This window comes from Agarivorans sp. QJM3NY_33 (assembly GCF_050870865.2).
Classification (GTDB): domain Bacteria; phylum Pseudomonadota; class Gammaproteobacteria; order Enterobacterales; family Celerinatantimonadaceae; genus Agarivorans.
In genome coordinates this window covers 1,465,579-1,491,078 of record NZ_CP194039.2, presented here as the reverse complement: position 1 = coordinate 1,491,078, position 25,500 = coordinate 1,465,579, and the positions used below count along the sequence as shown (strand labels likewise).

Here is a 25,500-nt window from a genome sequence, read left to right as displayed (position 1 = left end):
TGCATCATTAGCCATAGCTATCAAGTCACTATGCTACAAACGCAAGCCACCATTTATATCATTAAGCCTCGCCCCAAAAACTATCTTTTCTCGCCAATTAACAATTAAACATCTGAAATAGATTAATAACGAAAACAATTAAACATCTGAAATAGATTAATAACGAAAACAATTAAACATCCGAAGCAAATTGATAACAAAAACAATGAGTATCTGAAATAGATTAATAACGAAAACAATTAAACATCTGAAGCAAATTGATAACAAAAACAATGAACATTGAATAGGGCGCACTCAAAATGAGTGATAAAAGGAGGGAGCGGAAGGATTACATCTTTATTGTATAAAAAAGAACGATAAATGCCCCTGACTATTTGTCAGACTTTTTCTGTATCCCGATAAATTTTGGGTGAACACCCCTGCCACCGTCTGAAAGCTCGATAAAACGAATTGGTTTCGTTAAATCCAAGAATTATACTGATTTCCTCAATGCTTTTATTAGTTGTTGCTAAATACTGCTGGGCCAATATTTTTCGTTGTGCAACTAACAGCTCACGGAATGTATGACCCTGAGCAGCTAAACGTCTCTCAAAAGTGCGCTTACTCATCGACAATTTTCCGGCAACTCGGGCGGATGTCGTCTTACCTGACGGTAATAAATCAGTAATAATGTCTTGAACTAAAGACTGAAACTCATTTCCATATAAAAAAGAATGAGGTTCAATTGTCTTATCTACAATATCTATAATATTTTTGTTCGCAGAAAGTAATGGTACGCTAACAACATCGAGCGGAAGATCCAACTGTGCACAGACTCCGATTTCAATTGAGCATTCCAATTTTTGCTCAACTTCAGATTGTCGCAGCGTTTTAGTACTGAGAACGACGCGACTGGGAACGATATATTGGCCAGTGAGATTACGGCAGCACTCGATCAGCCAAAGAAAATTCAGTGATTCAAAAACGCCATTAATCACATAATCAGGTGTGTTTGAAAGTATTTTTAACGTCAAACGATCCTTCATACTATAGACAGTCCAGTTAACAGGCTCAATCATACGTTTGAATAAACTAAGCCGGTAGACACCTTCTCCTATATTTTTACTAGATTGAAACACCTGAAAAGCTTTGCCGTAAGTACCTTTGGCGAAAGCTTCTGCTAACTTGATATGAATGTCATCTTTTCCATAATCCATCATCAAATAGGAAAACAATAAAGAGAATTGTTTGGCTGTTAAGACGAGATTACTTGGATCCTGACTCTCAGGATAACCGAGGCTTACGAGCGTTGAACGAGGTGTAAGATTGAGGATTTGGCACACATCCTCATACTTTTGACCGATACAATAAAATCGTTCCAGCATAACAGTTCAACCTTTGTGGAATATTTAATTTACACACCGAGCGAGTTTGCCATCGTGTTTTGACCAAGAAATCGATTTAACATTCTGCTGTGTTGGTGATCATATACTCCTTTTTGGGAAAGTAAACCATCCCCAATGAGCCATTCAAACAAAAGTTTAATGCGATGACGTCTATCGCCAAAATGAGAAGCTAAGCGATTTTTGGAAGTAATTTAGGCTCTTAATGCACAATGACCCAAATTGACTTCAAAGAGGCCATATGTGGCTTCGGTCACTTTAGCCTTGCTCGGTTACGATTTGAAAATGGTCCATGTGTATGCTCACAGCTATTTGTAATCGCTAAAATTACACCCAAACGTTACTGTAAACGGATCGCAAGCAAATGATGTTTAACAGCGAGGAGTAAAATATTGTCCGTTCTCTAAGTGGTTAAAGTGTATGGCTTTTATAGGCGCTCGGGCTTTGACCAGTAATGCATTTAAACTTGGTACTGAAGTAATTACTATCGTTATATCCCACCCGATAAGCAACATCGGTAATTGAAAGACCCGTTTCGATTAAAGTCATCGCTTTTCTAATTCGTAATTGGTTCAAAAACTTATTGGTCGAAGAGCCTGTGAGCTGCGATATCTTATTGCTTAAGGCTCGTGAACTGACCTGAAAAGAATCACAGATCTGCTGCACCGAAAGATCCTGTTCTCTATAATTATTAATCAGAAAAACAATGGCATTCATTAAGGGGGAATTATCAATCTGAGTCATGTTCAAACGATCTATCGTCAACAACAACTGCTCAAACATTAACGACACCATCACCTCAGAATGTTTATACTCGCGTTGCTGCTCAATACGCATATTATCCGCTATTGCCAAAATAGGCTCAAATGAGTCTTCGGTGATTAATAGATTGGTCGCACCATCCTCTAAATGTTTAATCACATTCACTGCTTTAGGACTTAGATTGAGCTGATGTTTGTTATAGAGAATATTGACCAAGGTGACATCACGATTATCCACGTACTGATGGTAATCATTGTCGCTGACGCAAGCCAAAGTATTTGGCAACACCACTTTCTGCAAGCCATTTACAATATGTACACCACTACCAGCACTGACTAAAATAAGCTCAGAAAAGTCGTGACAGTGTTCTGGGTAATCAAATTGAGGGTCACGATTCAACACCTTAATACTAGATTTTGTTCCAACAAATTCTTCTGATTTTAGATGTAACATTCGCTTCCCCCGTCATTTTGAATGATTATCAGACAATCCCAATTAAAAAGCTGAGAGCAGGCTCTCAGCCCAACTATCTATAAGGATTGTTGATATAAGTCCACCACTTGCTCCCGAGTCATCGGCTGTGGATTCCCGCCCGCACAAGGATCTGCCAGTGCATCGTCAACCCATGCGAGGGTATCTTGCGCACTCACTCCCAGTTCAGCAAATCCACTCGGGATCCCAACTCTGCGATTCAAGTCTTTAAGCCCTTGAATTGCAGCAAAACTGGCTTGTTCGGGGCTGAGTTCAGAAGTATCCAACCCTAAGGCTTGAGCTATTTTTGCGAATTTTTCAACCCGATACGGGCGGTTGAATTCGCTAACAATTGGCAACAATATGGCGTTACAAACACCATGGGGGAGATCTTTCTGCGCACCTGCAGGGTGAGCCATAGCATGCACCATCCCCAATCCCGCACTATTAAAAGATAAACCTGCAATAAACTGCCCATAGGCCATCATTTCTCGGGCTTCTATACGACTGCCATCATCGACTGCTTGTGGCAGATATTCAGCAATGGTTTTAATCGCTTCTAGTGAAATGTAGTCGGTTAGCTTATGCGCCCCCTGCGACACATAAGATTCAATGGCATGGGTCAAGGCATCGATCCCCGTTGCAGCAGTAATGGCGCTAGGGATCCCTAACATCACCGAGGGATCATTCACCGAAACATCAGGAATGATTTTATCCGAGATAAGAACATGCTTCACATGTGTCTCGGTGTCGGTAATCACCGCATTACTGGTCACTTCAGCGGCGGTGCCTGCAGTGGTATTTATGGCATATAGTGGCACACCTAACTGAGCAACTTGTTCGACCCCATTATATTTAGCAATAGGCCCAGGGTTAGCCGACAAAATTCTTACCGCTTTGGCGGTGTCGATAGCACTACCGCCCCCAAAACCAATTAAGTATTTGGCACCGCTGCTAACGAACAGATCAAAAGCGCTATTCACCGTATTGGTGTCGGGATTCGGCCGCACCGCTGAGAACAACGTCAAGTTGAGTTCACTAAGTAATAGCTTATTGCTAAAACCGAGCTTGACCATTGCCGGGTCGCAAATTAACAGGCCTGCGTCGCCTTGGTGCTCAAGCAATAAACGTTCAATTAGAGCTTCAATGGCACCAACGCCAGAAAAGTTAATCTTAGGAAACGCGAGTTTAAATACAGACATCATGACCTCACAAATTAAATTCTCGTTTTAAAATATCCATGTTTTCTTGGCTAACGCCATCCGGCTCATAACCAGAGGCAAGACACATCAGATACAGCTTGGCTCCCTTATTCGCGACATCGATAGAATCAAAAGCCTGTAATACATCCCCGCCCGAGGCGGTTGCGCCGTGTTTTTCCCAAATCGCGACATCGTGCGTCATTAATACATCGGAGGTTTTATCGGCCATTTCCTCAGACGATGGCAGGCAATAAGGCACTACACCAATCCCCCGTGGCACAAAGGCGCGCACTTCGGGTAACATTTTCCAACAGGTGTGAGTGAATAATTCACTGCTTTGAGCAATTTTGGGATGATGAGACAAAGCAATCAACTCCAAAGGATGGGTATGTACAACGGCTCGATGTGGCACCTTGGCGTTTCGCTGAGCCAGCAAAATTTTAATGTGGCTAATAAACTCAGAAGTGGGCGCAAAATCTTCGCTCGCCTTCCCCCCCCAAAGAATTTGGTAAGCATTAGCGTCGGCATTAATCCGCAATATGCAGCCAGCGTATGCCGCGTCGCGTAATTCTCGAATTCGTTGGCCTGTCCCCTTTACATAATAAATACGATTGGCGCTGGCTAAAGGGAGTTGAACCGGTAACGGTTTAATCGGTGCATCACACACCACGTCATCCATCAACTCACTTAGATCAACGGAAATATTACCGCCATTGCGCTCTGCCCACTCGCGCTGCCAAAGGTATTGCGATACTTCCGTTACCTTGGCAATCTCAGTTTTAACAGCATCATTTAATGAAATCATTGTAGATAAAAAACCTCTTTGAGTGATTTTGAAACCGGTGAGTTGTTTGGATTTGAAGGCATTACATCCTTCATATAAACCCACCATTTTTTACATATCTCGGTATCAGCAATCGCATCCCACTGCGCATCACTCTCCACTTCGGCATAAGCAAACAATAAATTTTGCTCGGCCAGTAAATGGATAGAATAATTGTGTACCCCATGAGAACTGAGCAGCGTTTTCATCTCTGGCCAAATTTCATCATGCCGTTTTTGATATTCGTCGTGGCAAGCTGGGTTAACGTACATCACAAATGTTTTTCTTTTCATGATTTAACTCCTTAAGCCGCCATACCTAAACCAACCACGTTCGCTGCGGCAGTAATGACCAATAAACCAAGGATTAAGATCCGTACTGGACGAGTACCAACGCCTTTCCATTCGGCCATCACTAAACCAATCACACCGCCAAACAGAACATAGCCCGACATGTGTAACATCCAATTGATGTAGCTAAGGTGCTCTGGCACTGAAGCTTCGCCCCACCCATAGAAAAAGAACTGCAGGTACCACATGATCCCGCCCATCGCGGTAAACAATAGGTTACGGAGCATCAAACCTTTCCCTAGCGACATGTCGGCTCGTACTGAAATGTCTTTATTGGTAATGATGTGATACAAACAAAAGCCGAAGTTAACGATCGCGCCACCGCCCATGATGAAGCCGAAAGCGGGCATCGCCACATACAAGTAATTAATCCCTAAAGCCGCTGACTGAGCTTTAATCGGTGCAGCCGCTTCTAAACCGAAGGCAAATCCGGCAGAAAAAATGCCGCAAATAATCGCTAAGGTCACCCCTTTCTTGAGGTTGAATTCTTCCGCTTTCTCGCCCAGCGCCTTCTCTTTCTCATTTCCGGCATAAGCGACAATGGCAATACCAATTAACGCAATGAAAATACCAACAAAAGTTAGGCTGCCCCCATCGGAATGGACCAAAGTCATCAGTTCGCCGCGAATAATCGGTGGGAGAAGCGTTCCAACCGCAAGGTTCAAACCAATCGCAATACCAATCCCCATAGAGAGACCAAGATAGCGCATAGTTAAACCATAGGTGATGTTACCGATCCCCCACATCGCGCCACAAAACATCATCATCACGAAGGTCGACATCGGGATCTGCGAGTAAAATTCGCTGAAGTTAGGCACCAACATCGACGTCACTAACCACGGCATTAATACCCAAGAAAATAGCCCACCAATCGACCACATCAATTCCCACGACCAGCCCTTCACTTTTTTATAGGGCGCGTAAAAGGCCGCCGCGGATGCCGCTCCAACCAAGTGCCAGCCAATACCTGCTACTACAGACATATTTTTATTCCTTTTAAATTATTTTGTAGAGTAAGAGTTTGTTGGCTCGCCGTGATTATCACAGTTTCGGCAAGCCGTTACTGTGAAGCTATCTCGCCAATAAAGCGGTCGCTTCGTAATCTTTTACTTGGTGGATCCAATCAAAGCCGACTGGCACACCACTCTGTAAGCAGTGGTAATCCCATACCGCTTGCCAAGGCAGTGAATGCGCCTCTTCGATAAGACCGAAGCGAGAGGTGTAATCGTAACTCTGCTCAGCCGCTTTTAATTTTGAGACCGGCTCGAGTAGCGCTTTGAGCAAGGCTTTTTGCGCGTTACGGGTTCCAATGACCCAGGCGGCAATGCGGTTAATCGAAGCATCAAAGAAATCAAGGCCGATTGAAACTCGGTCATTTAAATTGTTACGTACGATTTCGCGCATAATGGCTTGAGTTTCATCGTCAAATGACACCACGTGATCCGAATCCCAACGGATCGGGCGGGTCACATGCAGTAACAAATCGCGGATATAGATGGAGCAGGCACTGATCTTATCACTAATACATTCAGTGGGATGGAAATGGCCAGCATCAAGGCAAAGTGCAATATTACGGGTGGCGGCATACCCAAGATAGAACTCATTACTGCCCACGGTATAAGCTTCGGCACCGATGCCAAACAGCTTACTTTCTACCGCATCCTTATGATATTGCTCGTCAATTTTTTCAACCAAAGCTAAATCTAAAGATTCAGCCAAGCGCTGACGTGGTGATAAACGATCAATCGGTTGATCTTTCATGCCATCGGGGATCCAAATATTCATCACCGAAGGACTGCCTAACTCCCGGCCAAAGTATTCAGAAATTTTTCGACAAGCCTTCACATGGTCAATCCAAAAATCCCGTACCGCCTTATCTGGGTGCGACAAAGTAAAGCCATCATCCGCCTTTGGATGAGAGAACAGAGTAGGATTAAAATCCAAGCCTAAATGTTGCTGTTTTGCCCACTCAACCCAAGTCGCAAAATGTTCAGGTTTAAGTTGATCTCGTTCTACCTTCTGGTCGGTATCTAAATAAATCGCATGTAAGTTCACCCGCTTTTTACCCGGAATGAGAGAAAATGCTTGCTCCATATCGGCGCGCAGCTCGGCGGGCGTTTTTGCGGCACCCGGATAGTTTCCGGTCGCCTGTATCCCGCCACTAAGCGCAACATCAGGCGATTCAAAACCGCGCACATCATCCCCCTGCCAACAGTGGATCGAGATCGCAGTTTCATTCAGAGCTTGCAAAGCATGCTCGGTATCGACCCCATGTTTTTCAAATACTTCTTTGGCATAGTGATAAGCGCTAATAACTTGTTCTTTACTCATTTCAGTACCTACTTAATGATTTGTTTATATTGATTTTTAATTGCTTGAAGTGAAGTGATAGGCTGTGGTTCAAAGATTTTCACTTCAGAAGAGTGGTGCACCAGCTGGCGCGCCTGTTCAAGATTGGCTATGACACCCAGAGCGATAAATTGATTCACCACGTTGCCGAGTGCCGAGGCTTCGGTCGGTTCGGTCGAAACCTTGATCTCACAAACATCGGCACACAGTTGATTCAAGAATTGATCTTGCGTTCCTCCGCCAACAATACGCAGCTCCTGCAGGTTTCGACCCGAAACTTCAGCTAACTGACCCAACACGCTGGCGTAGGCCAAGGCTAAGCTGTCATAAATGCAGCGCACCACTTGAGCAAGCGTTTCGGGAGAGGGTTGTGAGCGCTGCTTAAACCACGCTTTAATCGCGTCGGTCATCGACGCGGGGTTTAAAAAGGCATCGTCATTGGGGTTGATGATAAATTCGAAAGGCTTGGCCATCTTTGCCAGCGCCGCAATATCACTAAAAGCTAAAGATGGATTCTCTGCTTTAATCTGCTGGATCAGCCACAAACCCATAATGTTCTTCAGAACCCGGTAACGCCCATTCACCCCACCTTCATTGGTTAAGTTATAAGCGAAAGCTTTATTACAGGTATAAGCTTGCTCACTTTCAATGCCCAACAAGGACCAGGTACCAGAACTTAAATAAGCGCAATGCTGGTCAAAAATAGGCGTGGCAGCAACCGCAGAGGCTGTATCATGGCTAGCAACGGAACAAACTGGGATACTGATGCTTCCCAAATGATATTGGCCAATCATACGATTTGGCAGGCTTGGCGGTAAAAACCAGTCGAGCTTTGCACCACAGGCTTCGACTAAAGCAGGCGACCACGACTGATCATCACAAGCCAATAACTGGCTGGTAGACGCATTGGTGTATTCACAATGCTTCACTCCGCAAAGCTTGTAATTAAGGTAATCTGGTATAAACAGCAAGCTATCCACTTGCTCTAACCACTCTGGCTGGCTACCGGTAATCGCTTTTAACTGATTAATGCTATTAAACGGCAAAAATTGAATGCCGGTTATCCCGTAGATATCCTGTCGGCTAATGCCACTCTCACGAATTAATTTTTCTTGGATCCCTTGAGTACGCTGATCTCGATAGCTGACAAACTCCCCCAGATGACGACCAAATTGGTCGAGTAATACAAAATCAACGCCCCAAGTATCAATCGCGAGCGAGGCAACATGAATGTTTTTATCCAATACCTTATTAATGCCAATTTTGATTTCTTCTAAAATCGAATAAAGGTCCCAGCAAAGCTGCTGGTTCACTTTAACTTGATGATTTTTAAAACGATGGAGTTCTTCTAAAGTAAGCTTTCCTTCGCTTAAATATCCAACCATGACACGTCCACTAGACGCACCGAGGTCAACCGCAATCACTGACTTCATTGTTTTAATTCCCCTTTCTTGATGGGGCTATTAAAACGATTATCGACACACAATAACTTCACGTTTTGTAAGGAATAGAAATTAATCGTGTATTTTTTTAAAGATAAACCTGCTCAGATTCAAATTTACAAAAGTTTATGAGGGGGCTTGTATTGAACACAGAGCCCGTAGGAAAAATCACTCTCAATGACAACTCAATGTTTTTACAACCGTGGCAAGATAGCGACACCAAGAATGTTGAGCTTGCGAAAGCAACATGCTGCTTCAAGCGGATAAGCGAGAGAAAGGCGAGCAAACGACGTCACAGCCATGACTAAAGAGCAAATCACCAGCCTTTGCTCATATTGCGAACGAAGGGCTATAAAAATCGCTCAAACACTCATAGAAGTGAGACCTGAACAACGACTCGGCGAATATCACTCCCCATCATTAACGTTCTAAGCGCGTCGAACCGCTTTGCTAGCAGGGAGAACATCTAATCCAAGCAAGGCTTAACAAAGTAGGCCAAGCACTCACTTCGCATCCCATATGCTTAGTGAACCCATAGCGAGAACTTTGGCAAGCATCGGCAACTACCGGCAACCGCCAGCCCCTTAAGCCATCAACGATGCCAAGATGCTTAACCAGACTTTGATGTTTTTTTGTGAGGTTTGTTGATCGAACGGATGTTGATCGCGGCTATGTCGTGTAAAATGGGCGCATCTTTGCAGATATCAACACCCTAAACAGCATCACTTGTCTCTTTGAAATGCATAAACCAAGCAAATCGTGCTAGATTTATACATGTTAATCTATCAAGGGAAGTGGATGCCTATCACTGGCGAGTGTTTCTGCGGGGAAATCAAATATTGTATTAATGGCGTATTACGAGATGCTCGTTCCTGTCATTGTTCCCAATGCCGCAAGGCATTCAGTTCGCAAGCCTCGGCTTATGCTTTAGTTGATGCAAATGAATTCAAATGGGTGTCTGGTGAAACCTTACTGACTTCTTATGTGGGTAAACATGGATTTGGCCTGCAGTTTTGTAGTCAATGCGGTTCAACACTTTGTGGCCTCTATAATGGTAGAGTCCATGGGGTAACTTTAGGTTGTATTAACGAAGATCCTCACATTGAACTGGGAAGACATATTTACGTGGGCTCTAAAGCAAATTGGGAAACTATCGCAGATGGTGTTCCGCAATATCAAGAAAATGTACCCGAAGATGCCATAACCTAGCGCTTCATGTGATACAACAAAATGGCCTATATTGATAGGTGAAATAAGCCAAGCGGGCAACAAACCTGAGCTTGGCGTTAACTTTCGAGGAATTACTTTTTAATGCTGGATAAAATAATCATCATCCGAGATTACCTGAACAATATTAAGACTCGCTGCACCTACAATGCGGCAGCTAAAGCCATTGGTGTTAAGCCAACCGAATTTAAAAAACTGCTAGGTGATCGTAAACCAGAAAACTCTTGGTTTGTTAATACTGGTGCTGGAGAACCCGTTGGCTACGCCGACGATGAAAAACATCCAGAGCTTTATCGGACAAAACGAATTATTACATCCGCAGAAGTTTTAACTCGAAATCTAGACCTGTGAAAAAGTGAACCACCGCTTCAACATGGTTAGAGCCAGCAGCAGTGTAATTTCCCTGCGACTCGCTCGATTCAAACAGCACTAACTTCCAATAGCTAAGCTAATTTGTATAAACTTCGGGTTAAGCGCTCACTTAGGTTTATCGAGCAGGTGTCAGCATAATCGCTGGCACGCTTGGCTAGCCTAAAACGTCATATAGCAAGCTGATTCATTATATGATCCACAGATTGCGCAGCATAAATCTGCCGATAACCAAGCATGATCTACAGTCACCAGTGGCTCTAATGACCAAATACAGAACCCAGTTAGTGGTAATTTAGGCCCGCAACAATCAACAGAGAATGAGTTAGATGGGTATTAATCTTACGGCTTATCATCCTGCTAAGGCCACTTCATACCTCACCTAATCGCTTACAATTACAATCGTCTATAAGCATCCGCATATAATCATCCATATATGGCCCATCACTAAACATGTGCTCGCTCTTGCTGGCGAAAATCACAACTATCGGAGTGACTTAAAAAATTTAGGGGATTCCGGAGTGCATTTAACTATTTTGATGGCACATTCACTAAATTCGACCACAATAGTTATTACGGTTAGCTTGAGCAACGGTTAGCTAATATAAAAGCATACAACGCAAACCAAACTATAAATTGAAACTTCATACGTGAATAACAAAATACTTACCCACATAAACCGGAGAAGAATATGACTACCAAACTAGATGCACAGGCTCTAAACCAGCTGTTTACAGAAGCCCGAACATTTAATGCTTTCTTAGATAAAGCGGTACCCGATGAATTGATTAAAGAACTTTATGAATTAATGAAATGGGCGCCAACATCCATGAACTGCCAACCCGGTTATTATGTGGTCGTTAAAAGTGCCGACGCAAAAGAAAAGTTAAATAAAGCCTTAGCGCCTGGGAATCAGCAAAAGAGCCTCGCGGCACCAGCCTCGGTCATCATAGCCTCTGACGAGCAGTTTTATAATCATCTACCAGAGCAATTCCCCGCTTATCCAACAGCCAAAGACATGTTTGCAAATGATGCAAGTTTCCGCGATGCAACCGCTTTTAGAAATTCAAGTTTGCAAGGCGCCTATTTCATCATGGCAGCTCGCAGCCTGGGTTTAGATTGCGGCCCAATGAGTGGCTTTGATAACAAACTGGTCGATGACAGCTTCTTCCCTGAGGGGCGTTATAAGTCTAACTTCATCATCAATTTTGGCTATGGGGATGCAGCACAAAACTATCCAAGAGGACCTCGTCTCGCATTTGAAGACGTCGTTAAAATACTTTAGTGATTTGCGCCAAGCCGCTATTCGCTTTTTAGCAAGCAAGGCAATCGCGTGTTTGGCTGCTCTGCTAGCAAAACACAGCATGGCGATGTCGTCGTGTTTAACAATCGCGATGATCTTATACACAGGCCAAACCAGCTCATTTCCCCATGCAGTCCAAAATACCTTCAACACTGAACCCGCGATGAAGTCTTCACAGGCCATCTCTTAAGCTAAATTTTAGCTTCATTTAAGGCTATTCGAAGCGCCTTGTGTTCGTTATGCTTAAGGCCTATCCAAACACGGTCCTATGACTATGACCATCAAGAGATTTTTAATTAGGAGACTAACTCGATGACTAATCTTGATATTGTAAAAAGTACCTATGAAGGTAAAACCTCGGAAGAAAACGGCAAAAACCTCAAACGTTACCTAAGCGCTGACACTCAATGGACCGAAGCGGCTGGCTTTCCTTATGCGGGAACTTACCAAGGATTTGACGAAATTGAAAAAAATGTTTTTGCGCGTTTAGCCAGCGAATGGGATGGCTATAATTTTGCAGTTGAAGACTATGTTGCGTCAGGTGACAAGGTTTTTGCTTATGGTACTTATAGTGGAACCTATAAGACAACCGGCAAGCATTTCAAAGCCAGAGTTGCCCACTTATGGACACTAAAAGATAGTAAGATAGTAAGTTTCGAACAATTTGTTGATAGTAAAACCGTTTGCGACGTCATGTAAGCCAACATTAAGAGCCCTCAATCTCGACTCCAACTCATGATTGTTGTCCAGCCAAATCTGAACAGCTCTTGCCTGGCACCTTAATCCCTCTTCATTCGCTGAGTATTTAAACGGGACTAGCTTCTCTGTTTTATTTTTTGCCATGATAAAACTAATTCGATAGCCTGTGATTCAAAACCTGAGAGCTAACCACAGGGTTGGCTTTTACATCGCAATAAATAGCAAGTAAGTCGTTTTGTGGAGTTCGAACATTGAATGAAAAATTAACGGTACTCATCATTGAAGATGAACCAGCAATTGCTGAAAATCTCATTCATGTATTAGCAATGGATGGCTATTGCCCTCAGTGGGTTGCAACGGCAGGTGAAGGCTTAGCGTTTTTGAAAGAGAACGCCGTTGCTTTGTTAGTGTTGGATGTCGGCTTACCCGATGGGAATGGTTTTGAACTGTGCAAAACCATTCGCGAGTTTTCTGATCTACCGATCATCTTTCTGACCGCGAGAAACGAAGAGATAGATCGAGTGGTTGGTTTGGAAATAGGCGCAGATGACTACGTAACCAAACCGTTTAGCCCCAGAGAAATGTTAGCAAGAATCAAGCTCCGCATTAAATCTCGAACAATGACGCCAGCGCTTGCAGCACTTCAGCCAATACAAACCAAGCAATTAATCGCTGATAATTTTGACTATTGTGTCAACGATCAGAAACTCGGTCTCACCGCAGTAGAGTTTAAGATCCTCAACAAACTGATTTCGGTATCCTCCAATGTATTGAGCCGCGAACAATTGATGATAGCTGCCGATATGGCGCCAGAGGCTGCTTACGAGCGTAATGTTGATACCCACATTAAAGCTATCCGTAACAAGCTGAAGCCGTTTGCCATGCATCAACGCATTCGTACCAAGCGAGGTTTTGGTTATTTTTATAGTCTAAAGGGGCAGTCATGAGCCGCTGGCCGAAGATACCGTTAGGATTTAGACTGTTCTTGCTCTATTTTATCCTGCTTGGAATTACTGCCTACATGGTAAGCAAAACCGTAATTTTGGAGCTCAAGCCTACCGTACGCCAAACCACGGAAGAAACACTGGTCGATATGGCAAACTTGCTTGCCGTATTGGCGGAGCAAGATGTCGCCAATGGCAACATGTCAGAGAGTCGATTTGCGAAATTATTAAGCGCTTATGGCCAGCGAGATCCACTATCTCACATTTGGGGCGTCGGCGAAAAAGCAAGTAATCACCGCATCTATATTACCGATCAACAAGGCATCGTCATTGCCGATTCCTGGCAACAAGATGTAGGCAAAGATTACTCACAATGGAATGATGTATTCCTCACACTACGCGGCCAATACGGTGCGCGCAGTTCCACCGAGGATCCCAACGATCCACTATCAACGGTCATGCATATTGCTGCGCCAATTTACCACCACGGAGAAATCATCGGCAGCTTAACGGTTGCCAAATCCAATCGCTCCGTTCAACCCTTTATTGACCGCTCCAAACGCAATGTTTTGTTTTGGATGATTTGGATGAGTGGCTTGGTGCTTATTGCTGGGGCGTTGTTCGCCTGGCGTATTCATTCGGCACTCAACAGACTCGAAGATTACGCAAAAAAATTGGGGCAAGGAGAGAAAGTCACCAAACCAGTTTTTCGCATTTCCTATGAGTACCAAGCCCTCGGAGATGCCTTGCAGAAAATGCGCAATAAACTTGATGGCAAGCAATACGTGGAAAAGTATGTGCAGACTCTCACCCATGAGTTAAAAAGCCCACTTTCAGCCATCAAAGGTGCCAGCGAAATTTTACAAATGCCTTTGCCTGAAGAAAAAATAGCTCGTTTCGCAAATAACATCGAACGAGAAAGTGACCGAATGCTGTCCCTGATAAATAATCTACTCGAACTAACGCGCCTTGAACAACGACCTCAGTTAGAAACCTTAGAGAAAATATCAATCGCAGCAGCACTGGATGATGTTGTGCTGGCGGCAGATGCTCGCTTAAGTGCCAAAGCAGCGACTTGCAATATAAAATGCGACCGAAATAGCGTGGTGCTTGGCGAGTCTTTCTTACTCAAACAAGCACTGTATAATTTGATGGATAATGCTTTAGATTTTGTTGAGCAAGATGGCTTGATTGAATGGCAGCTTGCTGTCTCTAAGGACACGGTCAATCTATCTATTTATAATTCAGGTCCGCATATCCCCGACTATGCGATGCCGCGATTGACCGAGCGATTTTATTCTCTGCCACGCGAAAACGGAGTGAAAAGTAGCGGGCTGGGACTCAACTTTGTAGACCAGGTCATGAAACTGCACAAAGGTAGCCTTCAGATTAAAAATGTAAGCTTGGGCGTAAAAGTAACGTTAAACCTAGCAACTACATAAAAACTCTACACAAGCTCCATCGATTCTCCAAACTACTGTTTTAAATTGAAAACATCAGTTAAGGAGAATGAAAAATGAAACAAATCCTCAATCATCAACTCGGCATGAAATTCGGATTCGTGCTGTTTTTACTTATATTGCTTCAAATTCCCGTTTCTATGCTCAGTGGACTAATCTCTGAGCGTTCAGTTAACCAGGAACAAGTCATCAACGACATCGCTCGCAGCAGTAGCAGCGAGCAACATATTATCGGTCCTTTTATCATGGTGAACTACACGGTTCCAGACCTTCGCAATGGCATAACTTACCGATTGGCGAACCGAAAATTTATCTTACCCAAAACTTTTGACATGAGCGCTCAACTGGACAGCTTTGAAAAATATCGGGGTATTTATCGTGCTCGACTATACAAAGCACAGACCACATTAAGAGGAACTTTTGAACTTGCAGCGTTAGATGCACTACGTCAATACGAGATAACCCAAATAAGTATGGTTGTAGGGGTTCGAGATAGCCGGGGCTTAATCAGACTTGATGAGATGGCCCTAGCGGGAAAGACCTTTGAAGTCTTTCCCGGGACAGGACTAAGCCAGTTTCCCCAAGGGTTTCATAGCAATTTAGAACTCCAACAAATCGATTTAACTAAACCTTTGGCTTTCGACCTAAATTTTCTACTGCAAGGCACAGGCACATTACAAGTTGCACCAATCGGTGATCGCTCCACTGTCGAACTCTCTTCTGCGTGGCCACATCCGAGCTTTATTGGTGACTATTTACCAGTCTCGTCCAGCATCTCCGAATCCGGCTTTAAAGCCCAGTGGTCAAGCAATAACTTCTCAACCAATATCGCTCAATGGTTTGAAAGTTGTTTGTCGAGCGTGGACTCCTGCGCCGACTTAGAACAACGGCAAATGGGAGTAAGCCTTATTGATCCTGTAGACCACTATCTGAAATCACATCGCGCGGTAAACTATTCGCTTTTGGTTATGACCCTGGTATTTGTCAGCTTCTTTTTATTGGAACTGTTTCAAGCGCGACCGATCCACCCCGTGCAATATGGCTTTGTTGGTTTGGCACTTGCACTATTTTATCTACTATTAATTTCAATGAGCGAACATATGGGCTTTAACTGGGCGTATACATTGTCTGCTGTTGCATCAACCAGTTTATTGAGTATCTATGTTGGCGGCATCTTAAATAGCATCAAACATGGCATGGTGTTTGGGATGAGCTTATTAATTCTCTATGGCATTCTATTTGGATTACTTCAGGCAGAAAATTACGCATTACTCATGGGGACCTTGTTGTGCTTCGTCGTTTTAAGTTTCGTGATGTTATTGACCCGCAAGGTAGATTGGTACCAACGCAGCAACCCAGTATCTGAGCTCACAACCGAGACTAATCGTGACCCCACAGAAGCTTAAACATGCAAATAAAAACAACAGCCGTGATGGTGGCTTTGGTTCAAGGTCACGGCTGCGCTTTTCGCTGCCCCATGCATTAAAGAGTCTATTGTGGCTAGTCGTGTTGATAGTGATTGCTTGCTATGTGCGAGATGATTTTATTCGACCGACCTTGGGAGATGTATTCGTGGTGGTGTGGCTGCACTATTTACTTGCCAGTATTGTGAATGTTTCGTCTAAAATAACGGCTGCTGCGGCAGTCCTTATCGCATATTTAATAGAGATGGGACAGTACCTGCAAATCAACCAATGGCTGAACATTGCCCCTTCATCGGTATTACATATTATTTTGGGAGCGACCTTCGACGGAATGGATTTGCTGGCTTATCTTATCGGCGGTATGTTGTGCTTATTGATCGACATCGAGCAAAGTTAAAAGATCTGCGCTTCCACACTAGAAAGTAAAAATCGCGACAGGATCGATATGTAGAGCAAATCATGGTTGCTTATCAAACGATGCCTTTCGCGTACCTTGCAATATTTGAATTGACTCATAAATATCTAAATCAACACCATGAATTCACATGATTGGCAGTCTCTTCATAAAACCCTGTAAGTTCACAAAATACATCCTGTTATTTGATATCCAGTCATTCTCCCTTAAACAATTCGCAAAACGGAGTGTTTCCACTTGAGAGTGGAAAAATCAAAGCGTAATATCAACCACTTAGATTAATGTTTATTTAAATAATAGCTTTGATAAGTGTGCGTGCTAGTTTATGCCGACAAGCGAGTAAGGCAGAGAAAGCTCAACACTTTGATGATGGCAATGTAATTGTCGCGAGAATGCTCCATATTGGTCATGGCTTTAACGAAAACTTGCGCCAAACTAGCGATTAATGTTTAAGGTATGCTGTTGAAATGAAGCGAAGACTCGTTTCAATTTTTTATTGTAAAAAGGATGCTGAATGTACCAATTTTTACTCGCAGATGTGAATACCAGCTTTAGCTTGGCCTTAGCCTTTGTGCTTGGGCTGGCTCTTATAGAAATATTAGGCTTATTAGTGGGTGTGAGTCTACTCAACATGCTGGATGACATTCTCCCCATAGATCTTAACGTGGATATGGACGCCAATGTAGATAGTGGCGCGCTTTCTGGGCTGCTCGGTTGGTTATATTTAAATCAATTACCGTTGCTGGTTTGGATCATTCTATTCTTAAGCAGCTTTGGCCTTGCTGGGCTCAGCCTCAATTACTTAAGCCTTTCCAGTGGCAATGGTTTACTCCCCTCGGCTATGACTCACTTGGGAGCATTATTGTTTGCCATTTTAAGCGCACGCTTTTTGGGAAGAACTATCGCCAGAGTATTTCCCAAAAGCCAATCTAGCGCTATTTCTAAGCATGACTTTAAAGGTTTACAGGCCAGAATAACGGTAGGCACAGCAACCGTGGGCAGCCCAGCGGAAGCGGTATGCACCGACCAATACGGGCAAAAACATTACTTAATGGTGCAACCTTTAGAAGACCAAGACACGTTCCCAACGGGAACAATTATTGTATTGCTTGAACGGCACCGGAAATACTGGACCGCCAGCAAACTCGACCAATTATTAAACGAACATTAAGGATAAATAGTGGATTTATTAGTTAACAGTAACAGCATTGCTTTTTACTTAATTTGGGTCGGTATTGGGTTTATTGCCCTATTCACCATTGGTTTAATTTTAGCCAAGCTGTATATCCGAGCCACCAAAGAAACAGCCTTTGTCAGAACCGGTTTAGGCGGAGAGAAGGTGGTGAAAGATGGCGGCGCGATAGTCTTGCCAGTGGTGCATGAAACCATTCCAGTAAATATGAATACCCTGCGTATCGAAGTCGAGAAAACCCAAAAAGACGCATTGATTACCAAAGACCGGATGCGGGTTGATGTTAAGGCCGACTTTTACTTGCGAGTTGCACCGAATAGCGAAGGTATTTCGATGGCCGCCCAAACCTTGGGAACTCGCACCATGCGTGTGGAAGAGTTGAAAAAACTGATGGAGTCCAAATTTGTCGATGTGCTACGTTCGGTGGCCGCAGAAATGTCGATGACCGAAATGCACGAACAACGTTCAGACTTTGTACAAAAAGTGCAACAAAACGTGATGAACGATTTAGAGAAAAACGGCTTAGAACTCGAGTCTGTTTCGTTAACTGGCTTTGACCAAACTGACTTACAATTTTTTAATGAAAACAATGCATTTGATGCCGAAGGTCGTGCTCGATTAACTAAAATAATTGAAGAAAAACGTAAAGAAACCAACGACATTCAGCAAGAAAACCGCATTAAGATCGAACAGCGCAACCTAGAAGCAGAAAAACAATCGCTTGAAGTGAGTAAGCAAGAACAAGAAGCCAAACTCACCCAAGAACAAGTGCTGGCGTTTAAACGAGCCGAACAAAAAGCCGAAATTTCAAAAAACCGTGAAATGAAAGAGCAAGAAGAGCGGGAAGCCGAAATTGCCAAAGAGCGCGCCTTAGAAGCGGCTGAAATTGAAAAATCTCGTGATATTGAAACTCGTGAAATTGAAAAAAGTAAAACCTTAGAACAAGCCAGTATTCAACGCCAACGTGATTTAGAAGTTGCCGAACAAGATAAACAAATCGCGATTGCCCAAAAATCAGAAGAAGAATCGGCGGCTCAAGCAAAAGCCGCTGAAGCAGAAAAAGTCAAAGTTGAGAAAAGTGAAGCGGTGATTACCGCGCGCCAAATTGCCGAAGCGAATCGTCGTAAAGAGATTGAGGTGATTGATGCGCTAAAAGAAGCCGAACGTGATGCGGTTGGTATCACCGTGCAAGCCGATGCCGAAAAGAAAGTGGCGCAAGATAAAGCATCTGCCATTTTGATTGAAGCGAAAGCCGAAGCCGATGCCAAAAAACTCCAAGCCGAAGCCGATGAGAAGGTGTATGCCGTAGAAGCCGCTGGTAAACAAGCAATGTACGAAGCTGAAAACACCTTGCGCGATGAACAGGTCGAGCTGCAAAAATCATTGGCGATCCTAAAAATATTACCTGAGTTGGTTGCCAGCGCCGTGAAGCCTTTAGAGAACATTGAAGGCATCAAAATTCTCCAAGGCTATGGCGCGGGTCATGGCAGCTCGCTAAATGGAGAATCCAACAGTCATCCAGGTGGTCTTGCCGAACAAGTCACAGAAGCGGCCTTAGGATATCGCGCAAATGCCCCCTTAGTTGATGCCATGTTAAAAGAGGTTGGCTTGGTGGATAAAAACAATGGCTGTTTGGAAGATTTGCTCACCGGCCAGTCAAGTCTCATTGAAGATGCTTTAGCAGTTACCAAGCAAGCTGAATCGGCAGCTAACTCATAACAAGTTGAACCAACCAACTAGAAAATCTTAGAAAGGGGCTTAAAGCAGCCCCTTTAATTTGACTTAGCGGTATCGTTCATATGGGACCAGACACATCTTAATACACAATCTAAGCTGACAGTTGAGAGTGTGCGTATCTAACGCGCTCTTGCCCCGTTCTGTGTTAGCAACGGGGGGAAAAGCTTTCGCCTACGGCGACGTCATTAAGCTTCAACGAGCAAAGCTTAGCTAAGCAAAAAGAAAACTCGCCCTGCATCTTCTTAGATCCTCCGTTGCTCACTCACAAGGGCGTTGAAGTAACTCGCTACGCTCAAACAGACTTCAACTTTGCTCCCTTGTTCATTTGCGCGACTCGGCGAAGATGATGGGATTTAAAAGCATAATCTTGGCTATCGAGAGTGTGAAAGTTTTTTGCTTCAAAGTGAGTTAGCTCAATTCACCAGATTGTCAAGACATCGCTTTTCTTATAATGAGCTATCTCATAGCAGCCCCGTTCTGCGTTAGCAACGGGGTAAAAGCTTTCGCCTACGGCGACGTCATTAAGCTTCAACGAGCAAAGCTTAGCTAAGCAAAAAGAAAGCTCGCCCTGCATCTTCTTAAACCTTGCGTTGCTCATTCTCAAGGGCGTTGAAGTAACTCGCTACGCTCAAACAGACTTCAACTTTGCTCCCTTGTTCATTTGTGCTACTCGGCGAAGATGATGGGATTTAAAAGCGTAATCTTGGCTATCGAGAGTGTGAAAGATTTTTGTTTTTAGAATGGGGGTCTAGTTTATTTTTTTGAGCGTCATTTTTTACGATCAAAAATAGCTCATACAAAATCCTTTCTAACTCAGTTTTTCCCCATTCTGTCATTCTGTCATTCTGTCATTCTGTGTCAGCAACGGGGTAAAAGCTTTCGCCTACGTCGACGTCATTTTTCTTTGGCGAGCAAAGAAAAACGAAGCAAAAAGAAAGCTCGCCCTGCATCTTCTTAAACCCTGTGTTGCTCATTCTCAAGGGCGTTGAAGTAACTCGCTACGCTCAAACAGACTTCAACTTTGCTCCCTTGTTCATTTGCGCTACTCGGCGAAGATGATGGGATTTAAAAGCGTAATCTTGGCTATCAAGAGTGTGAAAGGTTTTTTTTAAATTGGTGTCTAGTTTCTTGTTGAATAAAATAAAGCGCTATATCCATGCTAAATCCCTTCGAATTGTTGTTTCTCTAAAGCGTGTTAAGCGCATTTTTACCTCGATAAACGCGAGATATGCTGGGCTCATATGTCGATCTTTTCACTGTAATTATACACAGTTAAGTGGGTTCCCATCTTTCTGCAAATGCATTACCATCTTTCACGCATGGTCAAAATGGTGATTCACTGATATGCTGTTGATAAAATTGAATATTAAAGGCTGTGTGAATTTCTGTGCTGCGTGATAGGTGGTAACTTCGCATGCGTGAAAGATGGGAATTTGCATATTAATATACCTATTAGGAAAGTATGAAGAAGCTCATAGCATCAGTAATTAGTTTATTTGCATCAAGCGCCAACGCTTCTGATGATTGGATTGATTTTGTCACTATTGCTCATAATTCTCTGTCAGAAAAGCAAGATGCGATTATGGCTGAGTATAAAATCGGAGAACATGAGAGGTTCGATTGGGATCAAGAAAATGGAACATTAGTATTTTCTAACGATGATAAACCCGTGGTTATAGCGAAAGTTCAATTTGTAGGCTCAGTTTCTACTAAGTCCGACACTTGGCTTTGGTCTTGGGCAAATCAGACAATTTTAGATAATGTAAAAGACCAAATGTATAAAGTGAAAGAATTTGGGGTATCTAAAAACTATGAGGCGCTAATCAATGAAAAATGGTCTGCTGATGAGGTGGATGGCTGGGAAATGACTTCAATTACAAGTTACATCTTAAATGCTAAGGGCGCATACAGAACTACTGATAATACAGGTTTTACTTACATGGTAATTACTGATATTCATTGGGTAAAATAGGTATAATCGGGTAGCCGGAGGAATCTAACCTCCAGCCCCCACAACACCCTGCATGCGGCTCCGCACAGGGCGTTTCCTGAAAACGGTTAAAATACAACGGCCGATTAGCGCCTTTGCATTCCAATGATGGCTTCTGTTTTTGCGCCATGACTCCTCAGTCCGGTCGGATACGGAGACAATGAGCTGCACAGGCTCCTCATTGATTTTCAGGTTCAGGCCTTCACCATGTCCCAACCATTACACAATAGAACGGCATTGGGACTTTTTATCTAAAAAAAAGCCGTCTGCTTAAATCGCCATAGCGTGAGTTAAACGATCGCTTGTTAAGCAGAGCTCCCCACTTTTGTTTATAAGAAGTAGAACATGCACTTTCTCTTTTCTCTGCACTGCTGCATCATTTACGGTGGCCGTTAGATCACATGGCTTCGTTGTCTTGTGCCAACTCGCCTCCAGCCTACGCCTCATATGATGTTCTTGTTCATCAGCTCGCCCTCTCTTTAGATAAAAAGGCGTCCGGCTTCCTACAGAGGACTTTTACCTCATTAGTTCATGCCCATGCTGGCCGTACACAAACATAGGCAGCATCGCCCTACGGGCTGGATGCGCTAACGCGCGCCGCTGTTTTCGGCGTTATCTCCGTCTCAGCCATACTTAATCTAATCCAGCATACCTTTGAACAAACAATCAGCGTAACTCATTTTTGTCCAGAGGCGTGTTACACCAATCAATAGGCTAACAATATTTTGCCCCAAAGTGATTTATCCTTCATTGAAATAGTATGTTCCATTAACACAATAAACCATAGGAAAACTAATGGGTAGCGCGTTTCTTATAACAAGCGCTACCCAAACAAACAATAGTGCTAATAAGCACTATTTATGGTTGTAATTCGCGATTGTGTTCGCAAGTGTTTATACCTAGATATAAATACCTTTGCGTCAATGACATTTGCTAGTGCCACTACAGTAAACAGCCAAACGACCCCCAATCCGAGATGAACAATAATCAGGCTAGGAATAATGATATTAAGCCACAGTAATACGATCTTAATTATTGCCGTTTTCGATACATCTCCAAGTCCCCTTAAGGCGGCGGTATAAACGAACTGTAGACCTAATGGTATTTGAGCCAAGCCGATAATACGTATATATAGCGAAGCCTCATGGATCACACCTAGTTCATCGGAAAATATACGGGCGAATGACTCAGGATTGATAGCCATCAGTAAGCCTATACCTCCCATAAACAGACATGTCAATTTCGCAGTAACTGATACAACCTTATCAACATCTTTTGGTCTGTTTGCTCCCACAAATCGACTGACTAGAGTGGCAGCCGCGGCCGCTGTACCAAGCCCTGGCAAAAAAGCAATGCTCTCAACTCGATAACCAATTTGAAAACCCGCCGCGACTGAGATCGCATAGCTGTTTATGAGAACTATAATAATCAGCCAACTTATCTGGAATGTGAAATTTTCCACAACAGATGGAACCCCAAGCTTAAGTATGCCTTTCACTTGCTTGAAAGCACTCTTTGCTTGTATTGAGTGCGCAGAAGATATTTTTATAACAACGAGATAGAGAAAAACATTAAATGTTGTAGCAACAATAGTCCCTAATGCTGCCCCTTGAATGCCCAATGCGGGCACTCCAAATTTGCCAAAGATAAATATGTAATTGAACGCAACGTTTAGCCCTAAACTAGCTATTTTAATTTTCATTGGCAGCTTACTGTTGCCCGTTGATACAAAATAAGTAAACAGCAATACATCAAAGAATTATTGAGACACCCACTCTAAATCGTTGGACAAAATCACATAGCCATCCCCACCGGCTATTGAAATGTTTAATGGCTGTCTTGTTTTCATTTAGGGCTAAGTTAATCCATGCAATTAAACTTATCTCGCTAAATTGCTTTGTTTTTTTGGCTTTAGCCTAGGTTAAGTGCCGAGAAAACATGTTATTTTTGGTTCTGTTTTTAGAATGGGTGATGTGATGGACGCCCCTCTTACGGCGTCAAATGCGCCAAACTAAAGGTACAAAACCTTAGTTAACAAAGGAGCGTCCATCATGAATATTAAAGTTGTTGGCATCGATTTAGCAAAAAATGTTTTTCAAATATGTGTGCTTGGTGATCACAACCTGTGACTTGAATAGTGCCATTTTAGGGTTAACCGATAAATGTCTAGTGCCCCTGACATTCCGAAGGACCGGATAGCCTCAGGCAGCGATAAGATCGCACTAAGAGAGCCTCTATATGTGTTTGCTGTAAACGATGATTTGACAGCTAACTGACAGACGAAGTAGATGCATTTGTTGATTGATTTTAATTTGACTGCAAGAGCAGTCAAATAAGTTAGGCTCGCCTATTGACTACCCAGAGGCTCATATGTGTTAGCTGTATTTACTTAATTTATATAATGTTTCTGTCAGGGACTCATTACTAGGCAGAACCTGTTTTGAAGTCGTAGCTTTAAAACCAACACTATTATAAAAAGAGATTGCTACATTATTAGTATCTACAACCCATGCGTAAACTTCAGTATGCCCACTTTCGACTAGCCAGTCGAAAGCCATTGTTAATAAACGAGTAGCAACCCTTCGGCCCCTAACTTGTGGAGAAACCCACATGGCACAAATATATGCTTTTCCTGAAGAAATAAAGGCACCAATTTGTCCATAAACGCTTTCTTCACTTAGGGCTAAATACATACTGGTACTATCAGAACTAGATAATCTCTGAGAGTCGGATTCAAATTCTGACAGAGGTTTATTTTGTTCATCAGACAACTTTGCTCCAAATGCATGAGGAGAGTCTTTAAGTGCTGCTAACCTGCAATTTCTCAAATTTTCTGCATCTGTAGGATTAATCCGTCTTACTTCGATGTTCATGGAGCCTCATATACAGCTAACGCCTGCTTAAGCGGACTAAAATAGAGGGTTATAATGTGAAGCAAAGCGAAACATAACCCACTGTTTTAGTCCGTTTAAAGCTCTTGTTGAACGAAGCCGCTCTGCGGCAGAGTGCATAGCACCTGATATCTCATACTCAATGTGACACGGCCAATCGGTCGTGATGAACCGGAGTATGCAGCATGAACCCTACCCAACAACATCGTTATCATGTTATATATAAACAACACCTTACCAATTTAACCTTACAAGGGAAACGACCAGCCACCATTGATGCGTACTCGCGTGCGGTACGTCGGATTTCTGCCCACTTTGACCGCTCCCCCGATACCTTAAGCACCGCTGATTTAAAGGCCTATTTTGCTCAACTCATTAGCAGCCATTCTTGGAGCACCGTGAAGCTAGACCGCAATGGCTTGCAATTTTTTTATCGCTACACCCTCGAGAAACAATGGCAGTGGTTAAACATTGTGAAGCCTCCTCAAGTGAAGCGCTTACCCGATATCTTAAGCCCTGCGCAAGTCGGCTTCGTGATTAGCATGACGTCGCAACCCCGCTATCAAGTCTTCTTCTTGGTGTTGTATTCCATGGGGCTGCGCTTGAGCGAGGGCTTACACTTAAGCATTCATGATATTGATAGTCAGGCCATGCAAATCCATGTGCGGGATGCTAAAGGCGGTAAAGACCGCTTCGTGCCCATGCCGCGTCGCACCCTTCAGGTTTTACGTCACCATTGGCAAAGCCATCGCCATGCTCGTCTGCTGTTTCCACGCCAAGGTAAACAGGTGGATGTGCCTATGGATAAAGGCGGCGTACAAAAAGCCTTGAAGCGGGTATTGCGCGATTGCGGTATTCATAAACCTATTAGCCCGCATTCGCTGCGCCATTGTTATGCCACCCATCTGCTTGAACAAGGCTTGGATTTACGCTCCTTGCAACACTTGCTGGGACACGCCAGTTTAAATACCACTGCACGTTATACCCAGTTGACCCAAGTGAAGCAATTAGATGCCGTAAAGGCAGTGAATAAACTCACTGACTCTCTCACACTCATGTGGCCGTAAC

22 protein-coding genes are annotated in these 25,500 nt (G+C 43.4%); 12 read left to right on the top strand and 10 right to left on the bottom strand.

Going from position 1 to position 25,500, the window contains the following annotated elements:
• Positions 1 to 377: 377 nt before the first annotated feature.
• The 8 genes from ACRRSY_RS06725 to rhaB form a co-directional block, all read right to left on the bottom strand.
• Positions 378 to 1,364 carry a helix-turn-helix transcriptional regulator gene (locus tag ACRRSY_RS06725; protein ID WP_432464640.1) on the bottom strand — a complete coding sequence of 329 codons (987 nt, stop codon included), beginning with the start codon at positions 1,362 to 1,364 and terminating at the stop codon, positions 378 to 380.
• 429 nt (positions 1,365 to 1,793) lie between these two features.
• On the bottom strand, positions 1,794 to 2,597 hold the full coding sequence (locus ACRRSY_RS06720; RefSeq protein ID WP_432453950.1) for a helix-turn-helix domain-containing protein: 804 nt from the start codon (positions 2,595 to 2,597) through the stop codon (positions 1,794 to 1,796).
• Positions 2,598 to 2,674: 77 nt separating this feature from the next.
• Positions 2,675 to 3,820 carry an iron-containing alcohol dehydrogenase gene (locus ACRRSY_RS06715; protein WP_439033350.1) on the bottom strand — a complete coding sequence of 382 codons (1,146 nt, stop codon included), beginning with the start codon at positions 3,818 to 3,820 and terminating at the stop codon, positions 2,675 to 2,677.
• A gap of 4 nt (positions 3,821 to 3,824) precedes the next feature.
• Complete coding sequence (gene rhaD / locus ACRRSY_RS06710) at positions 3,825 to 4,622, bottom strand: rhamnulose-1-phosphate aldolase (RefSeq protein ID WP_432453952.1); 798 nt, start codon at positions 4,620 to 4,622, stop codon at positions 3,825 to 3,827.
• On the bottom strand, positions 4,619 to 4,933 hold the full coding sequence (gene rhaM, locus ACRRSY_RS06705) for an L-rhamnose mutarotase (protein ID WP_432458959.1): 315 nt from the start codon (positions 4,931 to 4,933) through the stop codon (positions 4,619 to 4,621). The genes rhaD and rhaM overlap by 4 nt, the downstream gene beginning before the upstream one ends.
• 11 nt (positions 4,934 to 4,944) lie before the next feature.
• Complete coding sequence (locus ACRRSY_RS06700; RefSeq protein WP_432453954.1) at positions 4,945 to 5,973, bottom strand: L-rhamnose/proton symporter RhaT; 1,029 nt, start codon at positions 5,971 to 5,973, stop codon at positions 4,945 to 4,947.
• 88 nt (positions 5,974 to 6,061) lie between these two features.
• The gene (locus tag ACRRSY_RS06695) at positions 6,062 to 7,321 is read right to left on the bottom strand and encodes an L-rhamnose isomerase (RefSeq protein ID WP_432453955.1); all 1,260 of its coding nucleotides are present in this window, start codon (positions 7,319 to 7,321) and stop codon (positions 6,062 to 6,064) included.
• 8 nt (positions 7,322 to 7,329) lie between these two features.
• On the bottom strand, positions 7,330 to 8,772 hold the full coding sequence (rhaB, locus tag ACRRSY_RS06690) for a rhamnulokinase (RefSeq protein WP_432464638.1): 1,443 nt from the start codon (positions 8,770 to 8,772) through the stop codon (positions 7,330 to 7,332).
• 783 nt (positions 8,773 to 9,555) lie between these two features.
• Between rhaB and ACRRSY_RS06685 the strand changes: the two genes are divergently transcribed.
• The 11 genes from ACRRSY_RS06685 (at position 9,556) to ACRRSY_RS06635 (ending at position 21,523) form a co-directional block, all read left to right on the top strand.
• Positions 9,556 to 9,990 (top strand): GFA family protein, encoded by a 435-nt coding sequence (locus ACRRSY_RS06685; protein WP_432458958.1) that lies wholly within the window; start codon positions 9,556 to 9,558, stop codon positions 9,988 to 9,990.
• 102 nt (positions 9,991 to 10,092) lie between these two features.
• Positions 10,093 to 10,359 carry a hypothetical protein gene (locus tag ACRRSY_RS06680; RefSeq protein WP_432453958.1) on the top strand — a complete coding sequence of 89 codons (267 nt, stop codon included), beginning with the start codon at positions 10,093 to 10,095 and terminating at the stop codon, positions 10,357 to 10,359.
• 709 nt (positions 10,360 to 11,068) lie between these two features.
• A complete protein-coding gene (locus ACRRSY_RS06675; RefSeq protein ID WP_432453959.1) occupies positions 11,069 to 11,662 on the top strand; it encodes a malonic semialdehyde reductase in 594 nt (197 codons plus the stop codon).
• 330 nt (positions 11,663 to 11,992) lie between these two features.
• Positions 11,993 to 12,379, top strand: coding sequence for a nuclear transport factor 2 family protein (locus tag ACRRSY_RS06670; RefSeq protein WP_432453960.1), 387 nt, complete (start codon positions 11,993 to 11,995; stop codon positions 12,377 to 12,379).
• Between the two features lie 251 nt (positions 12,380 to 12,630).
• Entirely contained in the window at positions 12,631 to 13,326 is a 696-nt protein-coding gene (locus ACRRSY_RS06665) for a response regulator (RefSeq protein WP_432464637.1), read from the top strand.
• Entirely contained in the window at positions 13,323 to 14,765 is a 1,443-nt protein-coding gene (creC, locus tag ACRRSY_RS06660; protein WP_432458956.1) for a two-component system sensor histidine kinase CreC, read from the top strand. Before ACRRSY_RS06665 ends, creC begins: the two co-directional genes overlap by 4 nt.
• Positions 14,766 to 14,839: 74 nt before the next feature.
• Positions 14,840 to 16,189, top strand: coding sequence for a cell envelope integrity protein CreD (creD, locus tag ACRRSY_RS06655; protein WP_432458955.1), 1,350 nt, complete (start codon positions 14,840 to 14,842; stop codon positions 16,187 to 16,189).
• Positions 16,170 to 16,604, top strand: coding sequence for a DUF2809 domain-containing protein (locus ACRRSY_RS06650; RefSeq protein WP_432464636.1), 435 nt, complete (start codon positions 16,170 to 16,172; stop codon positions 16,602 to 16,604). Before creD ends, ACRRSY_RS06650 begins: the two co-directional genes overlap by 20 nt.
• Before the next feature lie 532 nt (positions 16,605 to 17,136).
• Entirely contained in the window at positions 17,137 to 17,793 is a 657-nt protein-coding gene (locus tag ACRRSY_RS06645) for an OB-fold-containig protein (protein WP_432458953.1), read from the top strand.
• A 36-nt stretch (positions 17,794 to 17,829) separates the two neighbouring features.
• The gene (locus tag ACRRSY_RS06640) at positions 17,830 to 19,533 is read left to right on the top strand and encodes a flotillin family protein (RefSeq protein ID WP_432464711.1); all 1,704 of its coding nucleotides are present in this window, start codon (positions 17,830 to 17,832) and stop codon (positions 19,531 to 19,533) included.
• A gap of 1,480 nt (positions 19,534 to 21,013) precedes the next feature.
• Positions 21,014 to 21,523, top strand: a complete 510-nt coding sequence (locus ACRRSY_RS06635; RefSeq protein WP_432458951.1) for a DUF6882 domain-containing protein — start codon at positions 21,014 to 21,016, stop codon at positions 21,521 to 21,523.
• Between the two features lie 862 nt (positions 21,524 to 22,385).
• Here ACRRSY_RS06635 and ACRRSY_RS06630 read toward each other — a convergent pair.
• Positions 22,386 to 23,243 carry an MATE family efflux transporter gene (locus ACRRSY_RS06630; RefSeq protein WP_439033349.1) on the bottom strand — a complete coding sequence of 286 codons (858 nt, stop codon included), beginning with the start codon at positions 23,241 to 23,243 and terminating at the stop codon, positions 22,386 to 22,388.
• A gap of 673 nt (positions 23,244 to 23,916) precedes the next feature.
• The gene (locus ACRRSY_RS06625) at positions 23,917 to 24,414 is read right to left on the bottom strand and encodes a GNAT family N-acetyltransferase (protein ID WP_432464634.1); all 498 of its coding nucleotides are present in this window, start codon (positions 24,412 to 24,414) and stop codon (positions 23,917 to 23,919) included.
• 203 nt (positions 24,415 to 24,617) lie between these two features.
• Between ACRRSY_RS06625 and ACRRSY_RS06620 the strand changes: the two genes are divergently transcribed.
• The gene (locus ACRRSY_RS06620; protein WP_432464633.1) at positions 24,618 to 25,499 is read left to right on the top strand and encodes a site-specific integrase; all 882 of its coding nucleotides are present in this window, start codon (positions 24,618 to 24,620) and stop codon (positions 25,497 to 25,499) included.
• Position 25,500 lies beyond the last annotated feature (1 nt).